Consider the following 19,034-nt stretch of genomic DNA (forward strand, 5'->3'; position numbering starts at 1 on the left):
CGGGCAACCACGAAGCTGCGATTCAAGGTGCCAGGTATTCCTCGCCCGATTTGCACGATTTGGCATGCCGAGGAACTGCATAAAACGAATAATACCGCTGATTTGAAGGGGCAAAACAGCAGCGAAATCTGTCCGCCGGGCGCGACCCTAAGATCCGACGTCAATCCGACTCTGGATCAACTGACAGCGTTGCACCTTATGGCCTTTGAGCATGACAGAGATATCGTCAGCGCCCCGATCGAGCTGATGGAATTGGAAACCCGCCATTTGCCGGGCGCACTGAAGCTGTCGCAGGAGATGGCCTGGCCCTACCGTCAGGAGGATTGGGAATTTGCCCTGATGGTCGGCAATGGCCTGGTCCTTGAGCGGGCAGGACAGGTGATTGGCACGGCCATGTCCTGGAATTACGGACAGTCCTATGCCTCGGTCGGGATGATCATAGTTACTGGCTCCGCGCAAGGCGGTGGCAACGGCGCCCGGCTCTTTGATGGATTGCTTGAGGCGACACTCGGTCGCAACCTGCTGCTCAACTCAACCGAAGAGGGGCTGGCGCTCTACAAGCGACGCGGCTTCACTGCCTGGGGCACGGTGCTTCAGCACCAGGGCTCGCTGGCTGTCACCGTGACGCGGAGTACCCGCGACGACGTCCGTCAAGCGACAGCCTCTGACCTAGCGGCGATCCAGGCCTTCGACGAACGGGCCACAGGCATGCCCCGGCTGGCGATGGTGGCTGCGCTCGCCGATGTGGGCAACGCATTGGTCATCGAGCGTAGGGGACGGATTGCAGGCTACGCTGTCGCGAGGAGGTTTGGCCGCGGCTATGTCGTCGGCCCTTGTGCAGCCGAGAGCGACCACGACGCGCGGCTTCTGATCCTGGCCCAGCTTTCGAACCTTCACAATCAATTCGTTCGCATCGACGTCTATGCCGAGGATGGATTGGGCGACTGGCTTGCGAGCCTTGGCCTGCAGCGGTCCGGCACTGCGACCGCCATGGTCAAAGGACAACGACCCGTCGCCGAGGGGCCAGCCCATATGTATGCGTTGGCAAACCAGTCGTTCACTTAGGAAACGAGATTATGAACAAGGTGGCCGCAAACCTGGCAGTGAGCGAGACGGCTAGGACGATCGACGCCTTGGTCACGCCGGCGCTGCTTCTCGACCGTGGGCGGCTCGGACGCAACATTCAGCGCTTGGCTGAGCGCGCCAGGAAGCTTGGCGTGGTGCTGCGCCCGCATATGAAGACGGCCAAGAGCATCGATGTCGCCCGATACCCGCTTCACCGCGAACCCGGACCGATCACGGTCTCGACCATCGCCGAGGCGGAGTATTTCGCGGGCCATGGCTTTCGAGACATGACCTATGCGGTCGGCATCTCGCCGGCCTCGGCCAAGCGGGCCATGGAGCTTTGTCGCCGCACCGGCGCTGGTGTGAAGCTGTTGCTCGATTCGGTCGAGCAGGCCGATGCCCTAGCCAGCGTCCGCGAAGCCACCGGTATGACCCCATCTGTTTTCATCGAACTGGACTGCGATGACCATCGCGGTGGCTTGAGGCCGGACGACCCGAAGTTGCTCGACGTGGCCGGCAGTGTCGTCGCGGCCAGTGCCAAACTCGTCGGCGTTCTCGCCCATGCAGGCGAATCCTATGGCTTGAACACGCCCGATGCGCTGGTCAAGGCAGGCGAGAACGAGCGTTCAGCCACGGTGCGCGCCGCTGAAATCCTGCGCGCCCATGGCCATGCCTGCCCGATCGTCAGCGTCGGCTCGACGCCGACAGCGCATTTCGCCAGCAATCTTGAGGGGGTCACGGAGCTGCGCGCCGGGGTCTACATGTTCTTCGACCTGGTCCAGCACGGCGTTGGGGTGTGCGAACTCGACGACATCGCGATTTCCGTATTGGCCACGGTGATCGGGTCCAAGCCGGAAAAGGGATGGGTGCTGGTCGACGCTGGATGGATGGCGCTTTCGCGCGACCGGGGAACCGCAAACCAGCAGATCGACCAGGGTTACGGCGTGGTCTGCGACGAAAAGGGGCGGGTGCTTGAAGATGTGATCGTGGCCCAGGCCAGCCAGGAACACGGTATCCTCGCCATTCGTGCCGGTTCTGGAAAGTCCATGCCCGAGCTGCCGCTCGGGACTCGGGTCCGGATTCTGCCCAACCATGCGTGTGCGACGGCCGCCCAGCATGATTTCTACAGCGTCGTCAACGGGGCCAGCCCCAAGATTGAAGCACGTTGGGAGCGGATGCGCGGCTGGTAGGCGCGCGACTAGGCTCGGATGTCGCCCCACTCAAATCAACACCGGTGGTCAAGAAAATGAAGTTTACCTCTTACTGGCTGGATACGTCTCAGCCGTTCAATGAAGGGTCGTCCAAACCGCTCGAAGGCCACTACGACGTGGCCATTGTGGGCGGCGGCTTGACCGGCTCCTCCGCCGCGCTGGCCCTTGCCAAAAAGGGCGCCCGGGTTGCCCTGTTGGAGGCCGAAACGATCGGCAATGCCGCGTCCGGCCGCAATGGCGGCATGTGCAACAACGGCTTTGCGCAGAACTATGCAATCATGGCTGGCAAGCACGGCAAGCCTGCCGCAAATGCGCTCTACAAGGCTTTCGACGCCGGCGTCGATATGGTCGAGCGGTTGGTGCAGGAAGAGAAGATCGACTGCAGCTTCTCCCGCGTCGGCAAGCTCAAGCTTGCCGCCAAGCCCGAGCACTACGACATGCTGGCGCGCAGCCAGGAACTACTGGCTGCCAATGTCGATCCCGACACCAGGATGATCGCGCGCGAGGACCTGCGAACCGAAGTCAGCACCAACCGCTACCATGGCGGGCTGCTCTTTCCCAAGAGCGCGGCCATGCATGTCGGCCGGTTCGTCCGGGGCCTCGCGACCGCCGCTGCCCGGCGTGGCGCAGAGGTCCATGAACGCTCGCCCGTCACTGCGATGCGAAAGGTTTCAGGCGGGCATGAGGTAACGACGCCAAAGGGCAAGATCGTCGCGCGGCAGGTCCTGTTGGCAAGCGGCATTTCCCAGGTTGGCCCGCTCGGCTGGATCCGCCGGCGCATGATCCCGGTCGGCGCATTTCTGATCGTGACCGAGCCGCTGTCGCCTTCGCAACTCGAGCGCCTCATGCCGACCCGTCGCAATGTCGTCGACACGCGCAATCTCGTTGTCTACTGGCGGCTCACGCCGGACAATCGCCTTCTGTTCGGCGGGAGGGCGCGCTTTGCCGTGTCCAACCCTCAATCCGACGAAAAAAGCGGCCGGATACTCAAGGCGGCGATGGTCGAGGTCTTTCCGGAACTGGCCGGCACCCGCATCGACTACTGCTGGGGCGGCATGGTCGATATGACCCGCGATCGTCTGCCGCGCGCCGGAGAGCGCGATGGCATCTATTACTCGATGGGCTATAGCGGACACGGGACCCAGATGTCGACGTTGATGGGCACCATCATGGCCGACGTCATGGACGGGCGCCCCGAGCTCAATCCCTGGAAGGATTTCGACTGGCCAGCGATCCCCGGTTATTTCGGGCGCCCCTGGTTCCTGCCGATTGTTGGCGCCTATTACCGCATGAAGGACCTTGTAGGGTGATGACGCCTCTCGAACACCTGGCCCGCAACGGCCACCTGGAGAAGTTCTTCATCGACGGTCAATGGGTTGAGCCGAGCGGCACCGCGACGGGCGTCGTCGTCAATCCCGCCACAGAAGAGGTTGTGAGCCAGTTTCCGCTTGGAAATGGCAAGGACGTTGACGCGGCCGTTGCAGCGGCCCGCCGGGCATTCGCCACCTGGAGTCGGACCACGCCAGAAGACCGCGCGGGTCTGCTCGGTCGCCTGCAAGCGCTGCTCGAGGCGCGCGGCGAACTGCTGGCTCAATGCCTGAGCCTCGAAATGGGCGCGGCGATCGGCTATGCGCGCAGCGCCCAGGTGCCGCTGGCGATCACGCATGTTAAGGTCGCTCGCGATGTGCTGACAGACTTTTGCTTCGTCAAGCAACGGGGGCAAACCGCCGTCACCCACGAACCGATCGGTGTCTGCGCCCTGATCACTCCGTGGAACTGGCCACTTTACCAGATCACCGCCAAGGTTTCGCCGGCGCTCGCTGCAGGCTGCACGATCGTGCTGAAGCCGAGTGAGCTTTCTCCCTTGGACGCCCTGCTATTCGCCGAGGCAATCGAGGAAGCCGGCTTCCCTGCCGGGGTTTTCAACCTCGTGCAAGGTGATGGTCCAGGCGTGGGTATGGGTCTCGCCTCCCATCCGGATGTCGACATGATCTCCATTACCGGGTCCACCCAAGCGGGCATTGCGGTGGCCCAGGCGGCAGCGACGACTGTCAAGCGCGTCGCGCAGGAGCTGGGCGGCAAGTCGCCCAACGTGATCCTGCCGGACGCAGATCTCGATCGCGCCGTTTCTCTGGGCGTATCCGCCGCCTTCCGCAATCTCGGCCAGTCATGCAGCGCCCCGACGCGCATGATCGTGCCACGCCCGCGGCTCTCCGAGATCGAGGCAATCGCCAAAAGGGCCGCAGCCCAGATTGTCATTGGCGATCCTCTTTGCGAAGCCACTACTCATGGTGCAATCGCAAACCGTGCCCAATTCGACCGCATCCAAACCATGATCGGCGTCGGCATTTCTGAGGGCGCCAGGCTCCTCACCGGTGGACCGGGCCGTGCGCACGATCTGAACGTCGGGTTCTATGTGAGGCCGACCATCTTTTCCGACGTGCGCACGACCATGCGCATTGCCCAGGACGAGGTCTTCGGGCCAGTTCTCTGCATCATCCCTTACGACACAATCGAGGAAGCCGTCACCATCGCCAACGACACGGTCTACGGTCTGGGGGCTCATGTGCAGGGCCAGGATGTGGACGCCGTCAGGGACGTGGCCTCGCGGATCCGCTCCGGCCAGGTACATCTCAACTACCCGGCCTGGGATCCGCACGCCCCGTTTGGCGGTTTCAAGCGGTCCGGAAACGGACGTGAATATGGGATCGAGGGCATGTTGGAGTATCTCGAGGTAAAATCCATCCTCGGCTATTTCTAGGCGACATCTTCGCCCAACGCAGGGGCGCCCGTGGGCCGAGCCGAGCTCCTGGACCGGCTCGCGTACGTACCTGGCAATTTGACATGGCTCTGCAGCGCTAGCCATCTGAGAAACCGGTCGAGGCCGCTAGCCAGGCTTGGTCGATCCCAAATGCCGTCGAAATTAGAGATGTCTGGCCGTAGCGGTTCAGCCGATCGAGTGTGTACGTTTTCGTACATCGAATTGGAACACAACCATGGATAGAGTACCATCACTATGGGCAGCTATGGGGAGGGTTGGATGAGTAAGGTGCAGAGGGTCAGTCCGGTAGTAGAGCAGGCAATCGCCGCAGTCCTCAATAGGGAGGATCGTGGTGACACCATCTCGGTCACGGCGACATTAAACGCAGCACGGCAAGCCGCCCCTTATCTGGTCGCATCCGACGAAGAGCTGACCGAGGCGATCGTCGAGGCAGCAACTGCCCTGGGCCTGTCCGTGGCTTTCGACGGTCGGAAATAGCGTCGGCTCACAGGGTGGCTAAGAGTCGGAAAGTTGGTGTCGTGCTTAGGAGCCCTCCTATGAGGAGGTAACTATCACCCGCAACACTTTCTTGCTCGGTCCCTGGTCACGCATGCTGCGAACCCACGCGATGACCCGTGCGTGCTCGTCCGCCATAGCCGCGTCGAACCTGCTGTCGCCGCTGAAAAGGCACGGTGCATTTGCGCAGAGCTCGTCGTCCCGGAATCATTGCTGAGGTACTGGGCAGTGTTGGCCATCCCGGCTCCGATCAAGAGCCCTGCGCGCCAGCCAGCCCACCAAGGTTGCCGCGACCGCCCACGACGTCGTAGAGGCTATGGTCGGCGGTCAAAAATTGGTGGAGAAGAATATATGCCAGAGCACCTGAAACTCGTCTCGACTGCCAAGTCGCATGGCGGTGCCCAGCACGTTTACAGCCGGCTGGTCGAAGCCGGCTTTCCAAAAATATCTCGGCCTGGATGAGGCCTCGTGGCGGCGCTACGATGCCACTTCGCTCATCGAGGACGGATACCGTTTCCCGGAATTCCTCGTCGATCAGGGGACGTCAGACGGTTTCCTCAAGGAGGGCCTCAGGCCTTGGCTGCTCGAAGACGCGTGCTCCAAAGCAGGCATTCCGTTGAAATTGCGGATGCAGGATGACTACGATCACTCCTATTTTTTCATTTCGACATTCATGCAGGACCATATGACGTGGCATGCCGAACGGCTTTCACGAGGCTAAGTCCGTAGGAATAGGTCGGCAGTCAGGCCGGCTCGGTGACGACGCCGATACGCCGGTAGACGAACAGTTCGTCCTTCGAAGGAACCGTCGCAGCGCGCTGGGCTTCGTCGATCAGCATTGCCATGCGCGCATGGATCGGCGATTTCGCGCAAGCCGGGTCCGTCACGGCGGCGTCGCCGGCGATTGCCATCGCCTGGCAGCGGCAGCCGCCCCAGTCGATCTCGCGCCGCTCACAGTTGCGGCAGGGCTCCTGCATCCAGTCCGTGCCTCGAAAGGCATTAAATGCCGGGGAATCGGTCCAGATCGCGGCCAGGCTGCGAGGTCCAAAACGCTCGAAGCTGAGCGACGGGATGGTCTGGGCGGCATGGCATGGCAGTACGGTGCCGTCTGGCGTCACCATGAAGGCGTCGCGCGCCCAGCCGCCCATGCATGGCTTGGGATAGATGGCGAAATAATCCGGCGTGACGAAATCGATGTTCATGATGCCGGTGAGCCGTTCGCGCGCCTCCGCGACGATCTCCGCCTGCCGATCGACGGCAGCACGCTCGGGCATCAGTTGATCGCGATTGGTCAGCGCCCAGCCGGCGTACTGCACGTTGGCTATCTCGAGACGCTCCGCATCCAGCGAAAGGGCCAGATCGATGAATTCCGGTACCTCCTCGATATTGTGGCGATGGATCGGCGCGTTGATGGTAAGCGGCAAGCCGGCCGCGCGGGCGCGGCGTGCCGTTTCCAGCTTCTTTTCGTGGCTGCCCCTGTGATTGCCGATGCGCTCGGTGGTCGCCGGCCGTGCGCCTTGAAAGCTCAGTTGCAGATGGTCGAGCCCGGCTTCGGCAAATGCCTCGATACGGCCATCCGCAATGCCGACGCCGGCGGTGATCAGGTTGGTGTAGACGCCACGCGCCGAAAGCCCGGCGATCAATTGCTCAAGATCGCGACGCAGCGTCGGTTCACCGCCAGACAGATGCACCTGGAGAACGCCAAGATCGGCCGCCTGCGAGAACAAGTCGAGCCAGCTCTGCGTGTCGAGTTCGCGATTGGCCTTCAGCAATTCGAGCGGGTTGGAGCAATAGGGGCATTGCAGCGGGCAGCGATGCGTCAGTTCCGCCAGCATGCCGATCGGGGGGAGAGGGGGCTCGCTCATAGCTTCACCAGCAGCTTGTCCGACCATTCCTGCAGGAAGGCAATGACATCGGCCGCCACAGCCTCCTGTTTGGCATCATAATCTGCGGCAAGGCCGGCAATGATGTGGCCGACCGTGGACCGCCCATCGCAGCGGCGCAATATGTCGAGGCTGATGTCGTTTGGCCAGAACACCTTTTCAGGCGAAAGCACGGCGAACGCCTGACGCACGGGGTCATACTGTATGCGCACGTGCTTCGGCGGCGATGGAACCGACTGCGGCGACACCATGGCTCTTTCGCGCAGTGCCATCATGGGGCCTCCGCACGGAAGGCGCCGGGCGGGATATTGCCCGGCTCGCCATAGGCGTGTTGAAGCGCGTCGAGCATGGCCCAGAGTATATCGCATTTGAACACCAGTGCATCGATCGCCCGCTGCTGGCGTTCCGCCGTGTCGGCATGTTCGAGCACATAGGCAAGAGCGAAGTCGGCGTCGCGTGAGGCCTGTTCGGGCCGTCGGCTGAAATAGGCCAGCGTGTCCTCGGTGATATAATCGTACCTGGCCAGCATCGCGGGTACCCGCTCGGCGATGATGAGCGGCGAGAACATCTCGGTCAGCGACGACGCGACCGCCTCCAGCAGGGTCCGGTTCGTGCAAAAAGAGAGGTAAGCGCTAACCGCAAAACGTGTCGCCGGCAGGGCCAGCCTCTCGCTCTTCACCGCTTCGGCATCCAGACCGAGCGAGGTCGCCAGGTGCAACCAGCGCGCAATACCGCCGCTCCAGCCGTCCTTGCCGTCATGATCCTCGATGCGTTTGCGCCAGGCGGCGCGAAACGCCGGATCCTCGGCATGCGCGAGGATCATGGCATCCTTGCGCGGAATGACAGCCTGATAGCAGTAGCGGTTCAGCGCCCACGCCTGCATCTCGGTCCTCGACAACGCACCGCTGGTCATCCTGTGATGGAAAGGATGGCGGTTGTGATAGCGCTCGACACCGACCTGCCGCAGCACGGCTTCGAGCTCTCTGGAGGACAGGCCGTTGCTGGCTGCGTCGTGGAAATCACTCAAAGTTCCATCTCCATCCCGTCGCGGGCCACTTCCCAGCCGGCCGCTGCGACTGCTGCATGCTCGGGAGAATTCTCGTCCAGAACAGGATTGGTGTTGTTGATGTGGACGAAGAAACGACGGCCGATCCTCACGTCGGCCAAGCCGGCGATCGACCCTGCGTCTCCCGACATTGCCAGATGCCCCATGCGCGCACCGGTCTTTTGGCCGACGCCGGCAGCAATCATCTCGTCGTCGGTGAAGACCGTGCCGTCGAACAGAAGGCATGCGGCATCGGCTAGACGCGTGCGCAGGGTCGCATCAATGCGGGCGCAGCCGGGGATGTAGAAGACGGAGCGGCGACTGCCGGCACCGGCGATACGGACGCCGATTGTGTCGCCGGCGTCAGAGCTGAAGTTTGCATCCGGCTGACTTCTTTCTTCGAGATAGAGGGCTATCTTCCCGGGCACGGGAAAGCTCTCGACAGCCACGCCGGTGTCGTGGCCGTCTGCGTCGCAGATCGCCAGTTCTTGCGCCGGCGGCAAGATGCGCCGCGGCACGAGCGCCGGATCGAGGACATTGAAAATCGAATTCGCCTCCAGCGTCGCCAGAACCTGTGTCGTTGCATAGATAGCGAAAGGCTGCCGCTCACGCAGGCTGAGCAGGCCGGCGATATGATCGACATCGGCATTGGTCAGTACCACCGCGCGAATGGGCGTCGAGCGCAGCGGCGCATCGTGCGCGGGGTGCAATTCAGGCGTTGCCGCGATCTGCTGGCGAATGTCGGGTGACGCGTTGAACAGAACCCAGCCGAGCCCATTCGCCGACGCGGCGACACTTGATTGGGTTCGTGAATGCACGCCAGCCATCCCGGTGCGAGCCGCACGGCTCAGACGATAATTGCAGTTCCACTGCGGAAAGCCACCGCCGGCCGCCGATCCGATGATTCTCAAGCGCATGAAAACGCCCGCCCCGCGGCTTCTCTGACCACCAGCAGCCAATTTGCAGCCGCAAAAAACGTCCCGCTCGCTTTGCCTGCCTCAAGATCTTTCACGAAAAACCATGCGGCAAGGGGATGCGTGCCCCTGTTGCCAGGAACACGCACCTCTACGGCCTACTTCTTGGGAGTAATCTCAGCAGGCAGATACCGCGAAATTTCAAAGCCCGCAGCAACCTGGCACATGGTCGGTTTTGTCCAGCTCTTCTTCATAACATTTCTCCTCTTCTACCAGCCCGAAGGGGCCGATCCGGTGGTTAGCCAACCATTGCAGCGCACCGAAGCAATGGCTCGTCCATCACGTCTCAAATGGACAAATGAAACACAAGGTTTTGAAAGGCCGAAAACAAAACTATCGAAAGTAGCCTAGTCTTTCTCTTCAATTTTTCATCGCGCAGGTTTGTCCTCCTCCTCACACATCCCGACTATTGCGTAATCGGATTATCATGCTCGTCGATCAGCGGCACATTATAACCCAGCAGGAGCTTGGTGATCTCCGCCTGGTTCTCCCTGATCACCCGGTTGAGCGTCCGCTTCCATTCCTGGTCGGACGGACGTACGCCCATGGTGATGCGGTAGGACATGCGCGAGCCTTTCTTTTCCTTCAGCAGCGGAACAATGGTGATATCGGCTCCGAGTTCCCTGGCATAGTAACCTGCAATCGGCCCCCACAGGACCGCCGCGTCAATCTTGCCGGCCAGCATGTCCTTGATCATGACCTCCCCCATCGAAGGAGTGACGCGCGTATCCACCGCGAGTGGATAGATCTTGGCGGTCCGCAGAAGCTTGTTGGCGGCCATGTTGGCGGTTGGCGGCGTGCTTTCGACGACGCCGATTCTCTTGCCGGAAAGTTTCGGGTCTTCGATCGTCTCGATGCCTTCCATGCCGTTGCCTTTGGGGTATACGAGCACATAGGCGGAGCGATAGTAGGCGTTGGTGTTCTGCACCAGTTCGTCGCCTTGGGCGTAGCCCATGATGATGTCGCATCGGTTGGCCCCCAGCGTGTTGCGCACAAAGCCGACGACAGTCGGAAACCATGTGTAGGCGACTGATTTCCGCCCCGTCTTCTTGGCAACCAGTTCAGCCAGCTTGTTTTCGAAGCCTTGGCCGTTCTTGTCGGTAAAAGGCATGTTCGAGGGATCGGCGCAGACGCGCAGAATGTTGGGATCCACCAGTTCGCCCGCAGCGCCAAGCCCGGCATTTTGCGCCAGAACGTTCGACGCCAGCAAGGCGAGCGCGCCGAGGATCGGCAGAACGACGCGCAGCTTCGATGCAGTACTGGTCATATCATCCACCCATGCAGGACGCTTCGGCATCCTTGGCTGCCTGAGCCTTGTTTTCGTGCTTGGGCGGCCTGCCGCGGGGTGCCGCGCCATCAGCGCGCGCGCGCAGATAGACGTAGAGATCGTCCAGGTAACAATAGACGTTCTTGTTGTCGCCAAAGGCAGGCATGACGTTTTCCTTGCCGCCGCCGACATTCTTGCGGCCCTCGGCGACGATCGAGAGGAACGTGGCGTAGTCCATGGTTTTCAGACTATTGGCCAGGGCAGGCGCATAGCTCGAACCTGTTGCGTCCTGCCCGTGACAGACATGGCAATCGGAGTGATACCGGCGGTACCCGCTGAAGGTGTACCAATCGACGGTTCCGTTTTCGATCTTGTAGGTAGGATTTCCGTCCGCATCTAAATATTTGCCTCCTTCTTGCTTCACCGCCTTGGCTTTTTCCATACTGTCTTCGGCCCGTGCCAGAGTTGGGCTGGCCACAGGCAGCAGGACCAGGGCGAGAGCGGAAACTGCAATGCGAACGATCATTCAGACTCTTCCTTCATTTGCCAGGGACACTGGCTGCCGTCGTGCAGCGGCATTGATCGGTGCTGGGTGCGCGGCGCAATCGAGAGCCCGGTTCCCGGCTTCGGGTGACCCGGGCTCTCGTTTTCGAACCTAGTCGTAAGGCTCTTCCCGGTTATCAGTCCGGGAGGCCGAAGACGGTGAGCTGGCCGCCCAGCGTCGTATAGTCGGCAAGTGCCGCGTAACCGCCGACGGCACCCAGACCGGCGGTTCCAACCACCGCGGCCTGGTCGCCCTGCTCACGGCCCTGATCAACGGCGCCGTGCCAGGCGGCGGCGTTATCGGGCGAAAGCAGGCCACCTGCCAGACCGATACCGGCCCATCCACCGACGCCGGACAGAACGGCGATGTACTGCTTGCCGTCATGCTCGTAGGTCGTGATGTTGCCGATGATGCCGGACGGGGTCTTGAACTTGTAGAGTTCCTTGCCGTCCTTATCGACCGCCTTGATGTAGCCTTCGAGGGTACCATAGAAGACGACGTCGCCATCTGTCGCCAATGCGCCCGACCACACCGAGAACTGCTCGGGCTTCGACCAGACGATCTCACCCTTGGCTGCATCCCAGGCAATGAAGTTGCCCATGTTGCCGTCACCGCCCGGCGCCGCATACATCGACACGGTGGCGCCCACATAGGGCTGACCGGCGGTATAGCTCACTTTGTAAGGCTCATAGTCCATGCAGACATGGTTGGTCGGCACGTAGAACAACCCGGTCTTCGGCGAGTAGGCGGCCGGCTGCTGGTCCTTGGTTCCAAGCGCGGCCGGGCAGATACCGGTCGAGTTGGTGTCTTCGCCGTTCTGCTGGGTCGAATACTTGGCGACGACCTGCGGGCGGCCGTACTGGTCGCTCTTGGGATCCATGTTGACTTCCGTCGCCCAGTTCACTGCCGGATCGTATTTTTTGGCGACGAGAAGTTCGCCGGTGGCGCGATCCATCGTGTAGGCAAAGCCGTTGCGGTCGAAATGCACCAGCACGTCGTGCTTGGCGCCGTTGACCTCCATGCCATCGACGAGAATCATCTCGTTGATGCCGTCATAGTCCCACTCGTCATGCGGGGTCATCTGGTAGAGCCATTTGGCAACACCGGTATCGGCGTCGCGAGCCATGATTGTCATGGACCAGCGATTGTCGCCTGGGCGCTGGACCGGGTTCCACGTCGAGGGATTGCCGGTGCCGTAATAGACCAGGTTCAGCTTGGGATCATAGGAATACCATCCCCATGTCGTGCCGCCGCCCGTCTTCCACTGTTCGCCTTCCCAGGTGTTGGTGCCGGAATCCTTTCCGACGGGCTTGCCGAGATGGGTCGTCTTCTCGGGATCGAGAAGGGTGTCTGCATCAGGACCTTCCGAATAGGCTTTCCAGGCAAGCTTGCCGTCTTTCAGATTGTAGGCGGCCAGCCAGCCGCGAACACCGAATTCAGCACCGGAGACGCCCACGAGCACCTTGTCCTTGATGACTACGGGTGCCGACGTGCCGGATTCGCCCTTTCCGCCGTCGGTCTGGTCGCCGTTCTTGACAGACCATACGACCTTGCCGGTCTTGGCGTCGAGCGCGACGACGGTGGTGTCGGCCTGGTTGAGAATGATCTTGCCGTCGCCATAGGCGACACCGCGATTGACCGTGTCGCAGCACATGATCGGAATGACGTTCGAGTCCTGCTTGGGCTCGTATTTCCACAGGATCTTGCCGTCGTTCTTGAGGTCGAGAGCATACACGTTGTTTGGGAAAGGCGTGTGGACATACATCACATCGCCGATGATCAGCGGCCCGCCTTCGTGACCGCGCAGCACGCCGGTGGAAAAGCTCCATTTGACCTGCAGGTTCTTTACATTGTCGGCAGTGATCTGGTTGAGTTTGGAATAGCGGGTGTTGGCGTAGTCGCCCGTCTGCATCGCCCAGTTCTTCGCATCCGATGCGAGCTTTGCAAGGTCTTCATTGGCCGAAGCCGTATAGGCAGCGCCTAGCGACAAAAAAGCCGCGGTCGTCAGTATGTAGGTAGTTTTCGCAAGTACACGCATCCGACATCCTCCCGAGGTTCACAGTGACGAATCGACCGTCAAGCCCACAAGGGGCCTGCCCAAGCGATTCATGTGGGGAAGTAATTTCCGGCAGCTGTCACGACCTACCCCGACAAGCAGAGGGCACGTTATTGCCCGCCCCACTTGGCCTTCGAAAGACTGCCACCGCTCCCTGACAATGGCGCTCTTGAAGCCGGGAACAGGGAAAAAGCTATGTCATCGCTAAAGGCCAAGCAAGGAAAAACCCTGAGGTGATATTGCGGTGCAATATCTATTATGGTGCGTCGCAGTATAAAGACACAAACAAGAGAAGTATCCTGCGCGGAACTATTGAGAGAATGGCTGGCAGCGACGACATATATAATATCCATATCGTTGTTGTATTGTTGATGTAATTCGTTTTGGAATTTATTTCCATGTAATTTACAAGATCGCTTCGAGGTAAGTATGCGTGCGTCTGGTTGGTTGCCGATAGTGGGCGAGGCATGAAATGACCGCTGGAAGCGGGGTGCGCAGCGGGCCGTGAATCCAACTTTTGCCGGTCGACAGGGCATTCCTCCTTTGGTCCTATAAGCAGGCCATGGGAGCTTGACTGGCTTTGCGGTACGTCACCAATTGGGGCGATAATCCTGTCCGGATACATCGTGTCCAGGCCAACTGGAGGTTCCCTCATGATCAGATCTGTTGGGTCTTTTATCCTACCGCTGGTCTTTTCGGCGACACTGGCCTTTGCGAACCCGGCCAGCGCCGCGGGAGACTACCCGACGGCAACGATTGCCGATTACGTGCTCGGCTGCATGCAAACAAATGGCCAGACACGTCAGGCGCTTGAAAGCTGTTCCTGCTCGATCGATGTTATCGCCTCGATCCTTCCCTACGATCACTATGAGAGGGCGGAGACCTTCAAAAGCATGTCGCTGACGACAGGGGAGGCGGCAGGGTTGTTTCGCGAAAGCGCGCCAGCGAAGGCGGCGCGCACGGAACTGAAACGCGCGCAGGCTGAAGCCGACGTACGTTGCTTTTAGTCAGGCGGAACAGGCACGCGTGGCGGTGCCTCACAGTCTCGCCGTTTCTATTGGCCATTGGCTGCGAAATAACTTGCAATCCGCATTCGAGCCGTAAAGCGATCAGGTCACGCCCGGAAGGTTTTGGTGGAACGACAGCAAAAGGTCGCTCTCACAACCGGCTTTGAGGCGAGGATGGCGGCTGCCCCCACAGCCGCCAAGCGCAGTGTCGCGCGCCGCGAAATCATCATGGCGTCTCCCCTTTCAGGGCCGTCGACGAACCAGGAATGCCTATCAAATCGCTCGTTCCTTGCTCGGAAAGGCACATTTCCAGCGCACGACCCTGAGCCTCGGATTTTCCTGCGACCATTTTGCGATCTCGGCGGGCGCCAGGAACATGCATTGGAACAGAGAGCCGCGGCTCTCGAAATAGAGATGCTCATCTCGGCAATTGCCCGGATTGGCGCTAAGGCACACCGTTAATATGAGATCGACCATGTCCATTTGGCACTTATCGTCGCCTGCGCGGCGAACTCTCCAGAGTTCGTGCTTTGGAGTTGCGCGGATTCCTGAAGGTGCCCAAACAGCAAACCGGTTGGAGTGAGGCTACGCGTTCGGCCAATAGGCGTCAATGATGTGGACCGCCTGTCGCTACACCCTTCGCGCAGTCGGGAAACGAAGCAGGACCTTTGTACGATTGACTTCCTTCATCGGCAGTCTAGCTTTTCGAGGCGTGTAGGTGCTGCCGGTCCCGGGGGAAAGGACGAATAGTTCGCTCTCCCGCACAAAAACGGATGCCGGCGGTCTAGGCATCGACACGCGTAAATTATCCAGGGCACTCACACGATCAATGAGGAAATGCCATGCGCGCAGTCGCATTTTTCGCCGCCGTGTCCGTCGCTACCTTTGTCACCACCCAGTCCCAGGCACAGGATGCGGCGGCGGGTGAGAAGGTGTTTGCCAAATGCAAGGTCTGCCACGTCGCAGACAAGGACCAGAACAAGGTCGGTCCGTCGTTGAACGGCGTCATCGGCCGAACGGCCGGGACGCATCCGGGGTTCAGCTATTCCAAGGCCATGACCGAGGCCGGCAAGTCGGGTGTCAAATGGGACGAAGCCACGCTGACGAACTATCTTCGCGATCCCAAGGCGATGGTCAAAGGAACGAAGATGGCGTTTCCCGGCCTCAAGAAGGACGAGGACATCGCCAATGTCATTGCCTATCTGAAGCAATTCTCCAAATAACGCGGTACCGCCGGCCATTTGGAGTGCGCCCGGCCGGCGTTGGCTTGGGCTTTGCGCTTGGGGGTCACGCAGCGTCTTGCAGCGTCTGCATCGCGGACGGCAGATCGAACAGGCTGTCGCAAACGAGGTCGGCGCCAAGCTCTTCAACGGGAATTTGGCTGTATCCGCCACGCAGCAGAACGACTGCCATGCTGGCCGCGCGGGCGGCGGCCACGTCGGCGCTGCTATCTCCGACCATCAGCGTATCACGAGGTTCGACCTGAAGCTGGTCGAGCGCCAGCAATAGCGCGTCTGGCGCGGGCTTCAAGTATGTCACCGCGTCTCCGCCGACGATCGCGCCGAGATAGTCCGTCAGCCCAAAATGCAGCAGGATTTCGCGTGCCGCCAACTGCGGCTTGTTGGTTACCACGCCCATGGCTATTCCGCTCAAATGCAAGTGCGTGAGAACCTCCCTGACGCCAGGCATCAGCCTTGTGCGGCCGGTCAGATGCCTGCGATAGATCGGCGCCATGACGCGGTTGGCCTCATCGAGCGCGCTGCCGAGGAGCGGCGTGCCTGAAGCCGCGAAAGCTCGCTCGACCAGTTTCCTGATGCCGCCGCCGATCATGGCCTTGACCTGATCCAGGCGCAGCGGCGGCAGATCGCGGCCGGCCAGCAATTCGTTGACGGCCGCCGTTATATCAGGCGCCGAATCGACCAGCGTACCGTCGAGATCGAACAGGATCGCCCTAGGCGATCGAAACGGCCTGCCTGCGCCGACGTTCATGCAGCATCCTTCCATTTGATCGAACAGCCGATCGAAGCGATCTGGTCCAGCGGTCCGTCGCCGGTTCGGGCAACCTGCTTCATCGCCTCGAACAGATCGCGCCTGAGGCCGGGCAATTCGGCGTCGCGTCGCGACGCGTCAAGCCGGCCGCGATATTGCAGCGTCAACTCGTTGTTGAGCCCGAAAAAATCCGGAGTGCAAACGGCGCCGTAGGCACGCGCCACCGTCTGGTGCTCGTCGTGGAGGTAGGGGAAAGTGAAGCCGTTCGTCCTGGCGAAAAGTTTCATGTTGTCGAAGGAATCATCAGGGTAGGCGTTGGCATCGTTTGGGTTGATGGCGACAAAGCCGACGCCTTCTGCCTTGAGGTCGTTGGCATCGCGCACCATGCGCGGAATCACCGCCTTCACATAGGGGCAGTGGTTGCAGATGAAAGCCACCACCAAGCCGTTCGGGCCGGCGTGGCTGAAGATCGAATGCGATTTGCCGTCGACGCCGGGCAAAACGAAATCGACGGCTTGCCAGCCGAAATCACAGACAGGTGGGATTGCCCCCATGTTGCCCTCCGATGAGATGGTTTTACGCGGCTTTCTGGAGCGCCCCGTCGGCCGCCTGCCTGATGGCGCCGATATTGGCCCGATAGGCAGCCTCGGTGCCACCCTTGAAAATGGCCGAGCCGGCGACCAGCACATTGGCGCCGGCCGCGGTGACCAGCGGAGCGGTCTCGGGCGTGACGCCGCCGTCGATCTCGATGTCGATCGGACGTTGGCCAACCAGCGCCTTGACCCGCCTGACCTTGTCGACGACAGCCGAAATGAATGCCTGGCCGCCGAAGCCCGGATTGACCGTCATCAGAAGCACAAGATCGAGCCGGTCAAGCACATATTCGATCACGCTTTCCGGCGTTGACGGGTTCAGCGACACGCCGGCCTTCCTGCCGAGATTCCTGATTGCCTGCAGCGAACGGTCGAGATGCGGCCCGGCCTCGGCGTGCACCGTGATGACGTCGCAGCCGGCATCGGCGAAGGCGGCGAGATAGGCGTCGGCCGGCGCGATCATCAGATGGCAATCGAAGACCTTGTCCGTCCGATCACGGATCGCCTTGACCACCGCCGGACCGAAGGTGATGTTGGGCACGAAATGGCCGTCCATCACGTCGAGATGGATCCAGTCGGCACCCGCCCGGACGACTGCTTCGACCTGGTCGCCGAGCCGCGAGAAGTCCGCAGAAAGCACCGAGGGCGCGATGATTGTCTTGGTATCCATGATCGTCGACTCCCATTCTGTCGTCCGTTTCCGGTCGCTGCGCACCAACCGCCGTCATCTTGTCAGCGCGCCTTCGTCTCTGGTTCGCCTTCGAGCTTACCTTCCGCGAACACGCGGCTGCCGCGAATATCGGATTCCTCGATGGTGATAAGATCGGTTTTCGTCAACGCCCGGTCGCGCGACGTGAAAAGCCGGTTGGCCTGGCGAAGCCGCGCACGGTCGAGCCCATTGCGGACCGAGCGGGCGTTGGAGAAATGCGGCAGCCGCATGCGGATCGGGAGATACTCTTCGAGCGCCTTGGCCGCCGCTTCGCTGAGACGGTAATTCTGTTCCGCCAGCATGATCTCGGCGATCGATTTAAGTTCGCTGACGCCGTAGTCGGGAAAGTCGAGGTGGTGGGCGATGCGCGAGCGCATGCCGGGATTGCTGTCGAAGAAGCGGTCCATTTTGTCCTTATAGCCGGCAAGAATCACAACCAGATCGTCACGGTTGTTTTCCATGCACTGCAGCAGGATTTCGATCGATTCCTGACCGTAGTCGCGTTCGTTCTCGGGCTTGTAGAGATAATAAGCCTCGTCGATGAAAAGCACCCCGCCCATGGCGCGCTTGATCACTTCGCGGGTTTTGGGCGCGGTGTGGCCCACATATTGGCCGACGAGATCGTCGCGCGTCACCGCGACCATGTGCCCTTCGCGGACATAGCCGAGACGATGCAGGATTTCTGCCATTCTGAGCGCCAAGGTGGTCTTTCCGGTCCCGGGATTGCCCGTAAAGTTCATGTGCAGCGTCGGCGCGCCCGAGGTCAGGCCGAACTTGCGGCGAAGCCGGTCGACCAGAAGCAGCGCCGCGATCTCGCGGATACGGGTCTTGATGGGTTTTAGACCAACGAGTTCGCGGTCGAGCTTATCCATCACCTCGTCGATGTTGGATGCCTCGAACTCGGCCTGCAGATCAACCGATTCGCCCTGCGCGGCAGCGCGCTCTGCTATCGCGTCCAGCATGGTTTCGCCTAGCTCCGCTCGCCTTCGGGCCTGTCGGTCGCATAAGGGACGATCGAATAGCCCTGGCTGCGGCCATCGCGCTCCTGGCGCAGCAGCCGGAAGCCGGGTTCATTGGGTGGCCGGTTGACGATGAATGACATGCGCGGCGCTTCCCAGCCCTTGGTCGAATCGAAGGCAGTGACCCTGACATACATGTTGGGCATGGCTTTCCGGCAATTGTTGACTTCAAGCAGGATGCCCGCCGGGTCCCTCAGGTCGAACATCGGGTTGCCGTACATTTCCCAATAGGTGTTTCGCGGATGCGGATCGTCCGTGTATTCGACGCTGACCGCCCAGTGGTTTTTCAGCGCGTATTTGATCTGCGCCGAAATCTGCTCATCGGTTAGCTCGGGCAGGAACGAAAACTGTCCCTGCGTGACCTTGTTTCCCGGATTGGTCATCATGGCGACGGT

The 19,034-nt window shown here is 60.9% G+C and carries 20 protein-coding genes and 1 pseudogene; 9 read left to right on the top strand and 12 right to left on the bottom strand.

Translation table 11 applies throughout. The features are described from left to right. Window positions 1-27 precede the first annotated feature (27 nt). The 6 genes and pseudogenes from NKH80_RS07935 to NKH80_RS07960 all read left to right on the top strand — a co-directional run. The gene (locus NKH80_RS07935) at window positions 28-1,065 is read left to right on the top strand and encodes a GNAT family N-acetyltransferase (protein ID WP_352990778.1); all 1,038 of its coding nucleotides are present in this window, start codon (window positions 28-30) and stop codon (window positions 1,063-1,065) included. Between the two features lie 11 nt (window positions 1,066-1,076). Continuing rightward, complete coding sequence (locus NKH80_RS07940; RefSeq protein WP_352507730.1) at window positions 1,077-2,255, top strand: alanine racemase; 1,179 nt, start codon at window positions 1,077-1,079, stop codon at window positions 2,253-2,255. 56 nt (window positions 2,256-2,311) lie between these two features. Further along, entirely contained in the window at window positions 2,312-3,586 is a 1,275-nt protein-coding gene (locus tag NKH80_RS07945; protein WP_352507731.1) for an NAD(P)/FAD-dependent oxidoreductase, read from the top strand. Next, window positions 3,583-5,037: an aldehyde dehydrogenase family protein gene (locus tag NKH80_RS07950; RefSeq protein WP_352990781.1), complete on the top strand. Its 1,455-nt coding sequence runs from the start codon at window positions 3,583-3,585 to the stop codon at window positions 5,035-5,037. The genes NKH80_RS07945 and NKH80_RS07950 overlap by 4 nt, the downstream gene beginning before the upstream one ends. 279 nt (window positions 5,038-5,316) lie before the next feature. Continuing rightward, complete coding sequence (locus NKH80_RS07955; protein ID WP_352507733.1) at window positions 5,317-5,535, top strand: hypothetical protein; 219 nt, start codon at window positions 5,317-5,319, stop codon at window positions 5,533-5,535. A 430-nt stretch (window positions 5,536-5,965) separates the two neighbouring features. Beyond that, window positions 5,966-6,274, top strand: a pseudogene (locus NKH80_RS07960) (alpha/beta hydrolase family protein); the annotation flags it as partial. Between the two features lie 22 nt (window positions 6,275-6,296). On the opposite strand, the gene pqqE reads toward NKH80_RS07960, so the two are convergent. From pqqE to pqqB, 4 genes are read right to left on the bottom strand one after another with little or no spacing between them, the layout of a single operon-like run. Then, window positions 6,297-7,418 (bottom strand): pyrroloquinoline quinone biosynthesis protein PqqE, encoded by a 1,122-nt coding sequence (gene pqqE, locus NKH80_RS07965; RefSeq protein WP_352507735.1) that lies wholly within the window; start codon window positions 7,416-7,418, stop codon window positions 6,297-6,299. Beyond that, entirely contained in the window at window positions 7,415-7,711 is a 297-nt protein-coding gene (gene pqqD / locus NKH80_RS07970) for a pyrroloquinoline quinone biosynthesis peptide chaperone PqqD (RefSeq protein ID WP_352990785.1), read from the bottom strand. The genes pqqE and pqqD overlap by 4 nt, the downstream gene beginning before the upstream one ends. Continuing rightward, window positions 7,708-8,463, bottom strand: coding sequence for a pyrroloquinoline-quinone synthase PqqC (gene pqqC, locus NKH80_RS07975; RefSeq protein WP_352990788.1), 756 nt, complete (start codon window positions 8,461-8,463; stop codon window positions 7,708-7,710). Before pqqC ends, pqqD begins: the two co-directional genes overlap by 4 nt. Continuing rightward, the gene (gene pqqB / locus NKH80_RS07980) at window positions 8,460-9,398 is read right to left on the bottom strand and encodes a pyrroloquinoline quinone biosynthesis protein PqqB (protein WP_352990791.1); all 939 of its coding nucleotides are present in this window, start codon (window positions 9,396-9,398) and stop codon (window positions 8,460-8,462) included. The genes pqqC and pqqB overlap by 4 nt, the downstream gene beginning before the upstream one ends. Here pqqB and NKH80_RS07985 point away from each other — a divergent pair. Continuing rightward, window positions 9,294-9,806 carry a hypothetical protein gene (locus NKH80_RS07985; protein WP_352990844.1) on the top strand — a complete coding sequence of 171 codons (513 nt, stop codon included), beginning with the start codon at window positions 9,294-9,296 and terminating at the stop codon, window positions 9,804-9,806. The two genes, pqqB and NKH80_RS07985, sit on opposite strands and share 105 nt — an antisense overlap. A gap of 55 nt (window positions 9,807-9,861) precedes the next feature. Here the strand turns inward: NKH80_RS07985 and NKH80_RS07990 are convergent, their stop codons facing one another. From NKH80_RS07990 to NKH80_RS08000, 3 genes are all read right to left on the bottom strand, one after another. Next, on the bottom strand, window positions 9,862-10,722 hold the full coding sequence (locus NKH80_RS07990) for a substrate-binding domain-containing protein (protein ID WP_352990794.1): 861 nt from the start codon (window positions 10,720-10,722) through the stop codon (window positions 9,862-9,864). 1 nt (window position 10,723) lies between these two features. Further along, entirely contained in the window at window positions 10,724-11,248 is a 525-nt protein-coding gene (locus tag NKH80_RS07995; RefSeq protein ID WP_352990797.1) for a c-type cytochrome, methanol metabolism-related, read from the bottom strand. A gap of 154 nt (window positions 11,249-11,402) precedes the next feature. Further along, a complete protein-coding gene (locus NKH80_RS08000) occupies window positions 11,403-13,304 on the bottom strand; it encodes a methanol/ethanol family PQQ-dependent dehydrogenase (protein WP_254819801.1) in 1,902 nt (633 codons plus the stop codon). A gap of 671 nt (window positions 13,305-13,975) precedes the next feature. Between NKH80_RS08000 and NKH80_RS08005 the strand changes: the two genes are divergently transcribed. Further along, window positions 13,976-14,329 carry a hypothetical protein gene (locus tag NKH80_RS08005; RefSeq protein WP_352690117.1) on the top strand — a complete coding sequence of 118 codons (354 nt, stop codon included), beginning with the start codon at window positions 13,976-13,978 and terminating at the stop codon, window positions 14,327-14,329. An 842-nt stretch (window positions 14,330-15,171) separates the two neighbouring features. Beyond that, window positions 15,172-15,552, top strand: coding sequence for a c-type cytochrome (locus tag NKH80_RS08010; RefSeq protein ID WP_352690120.1), 381 nt, complete (start codon window positions 15,172-15,174; stop codon window positions 15,550-15,552). Between the two features lie 64 nt (window positions 15,553-15,616). On the opposite strand, the gene gph is transcribed toward NKH80_RS08010, so the two are convergent. The 5 genes from gph to NKH80_RS08035 all read right to left on the bottom strand — a co-directional run bounded on the left by gph (window position 15,617) and on the right by NKH80_RS08035 (window position 19,025). Continuing rightward, window positions 15,617-16,318: a phosphoglycolate phosphatase gene (gene gph, locus NKH80_RS08015; RefSeq protein WP_352701446.1), complete on the bottom strand. Its 702-nt coding sequence runs from the start codon at window positions 16,316-16,318 to the stop codon at window positions 15,617-15,619. Further along, window positions 16,315-16,872 (bottom strand): thioredoxin family protein, encoded by a 558-nt coding sequence (locus NKH80_RS08020; protein ID WP_352701445.1) that lies wholly within the window; start codon window positions 16,870-16,872, stop codon window positions 16,315-16,317. Before NKH80_RS08020 ends, gph begins: the two co-directional genes overlap by 4 nt. A gap of 22 nt (window positions 16,873-16,894) precedes the next feature. Further along, window positions 16,895-17,581 carry a ribulose-phosphate 3-epimerase gene (gene rpe / locus NKH80_RS08025; RefSeq protein WP_352701444.1) on the bottom strand — a complete coding sequence of 229 codons (687 nt, stop codon included), beginning with the start codon at window positions 17,579-17,581 and terminating at the stop codon, window positions 16,895-16,897. 62 nt (window positions 17,582-17,643) lie between these two features. Then, complete coding sequence (gene cbbX, locus NKH80_RS08030) at window positions 17,644-18,582, bottom strand: CbbX protein (protein WP_352701443.1); 939 nt, start codon at window positions 18,580-18,582, stop codon at window positions 17,644-17,646. 8 nt (window positions 18,583-18,590) lie between these two features. Then, window positions 18,591-19,025: a ribulose bisphosphate carboxylase small subunit gene (locus NKH80_RS08035; RefSeq protein WP_023678835.1), complete on the bottom strand. Its 435-nt coding sequence runs from the start codon at window positions 19,023-19,025 to the stop codon at window positions 18,591-18,593. Window positions 19,026-19,034 lie beyond the last annotated feature (9 nt).

It is taken from the genome of Mesorhizobium sp. M0904 (assembly GCF_040319475.1).
Taxonomy (GTDB): Bacteria; Pseudomonadota; Alphaproteobacteria; order Rhizobiales; family Rhizobiaceae; genus Mesorhizobium.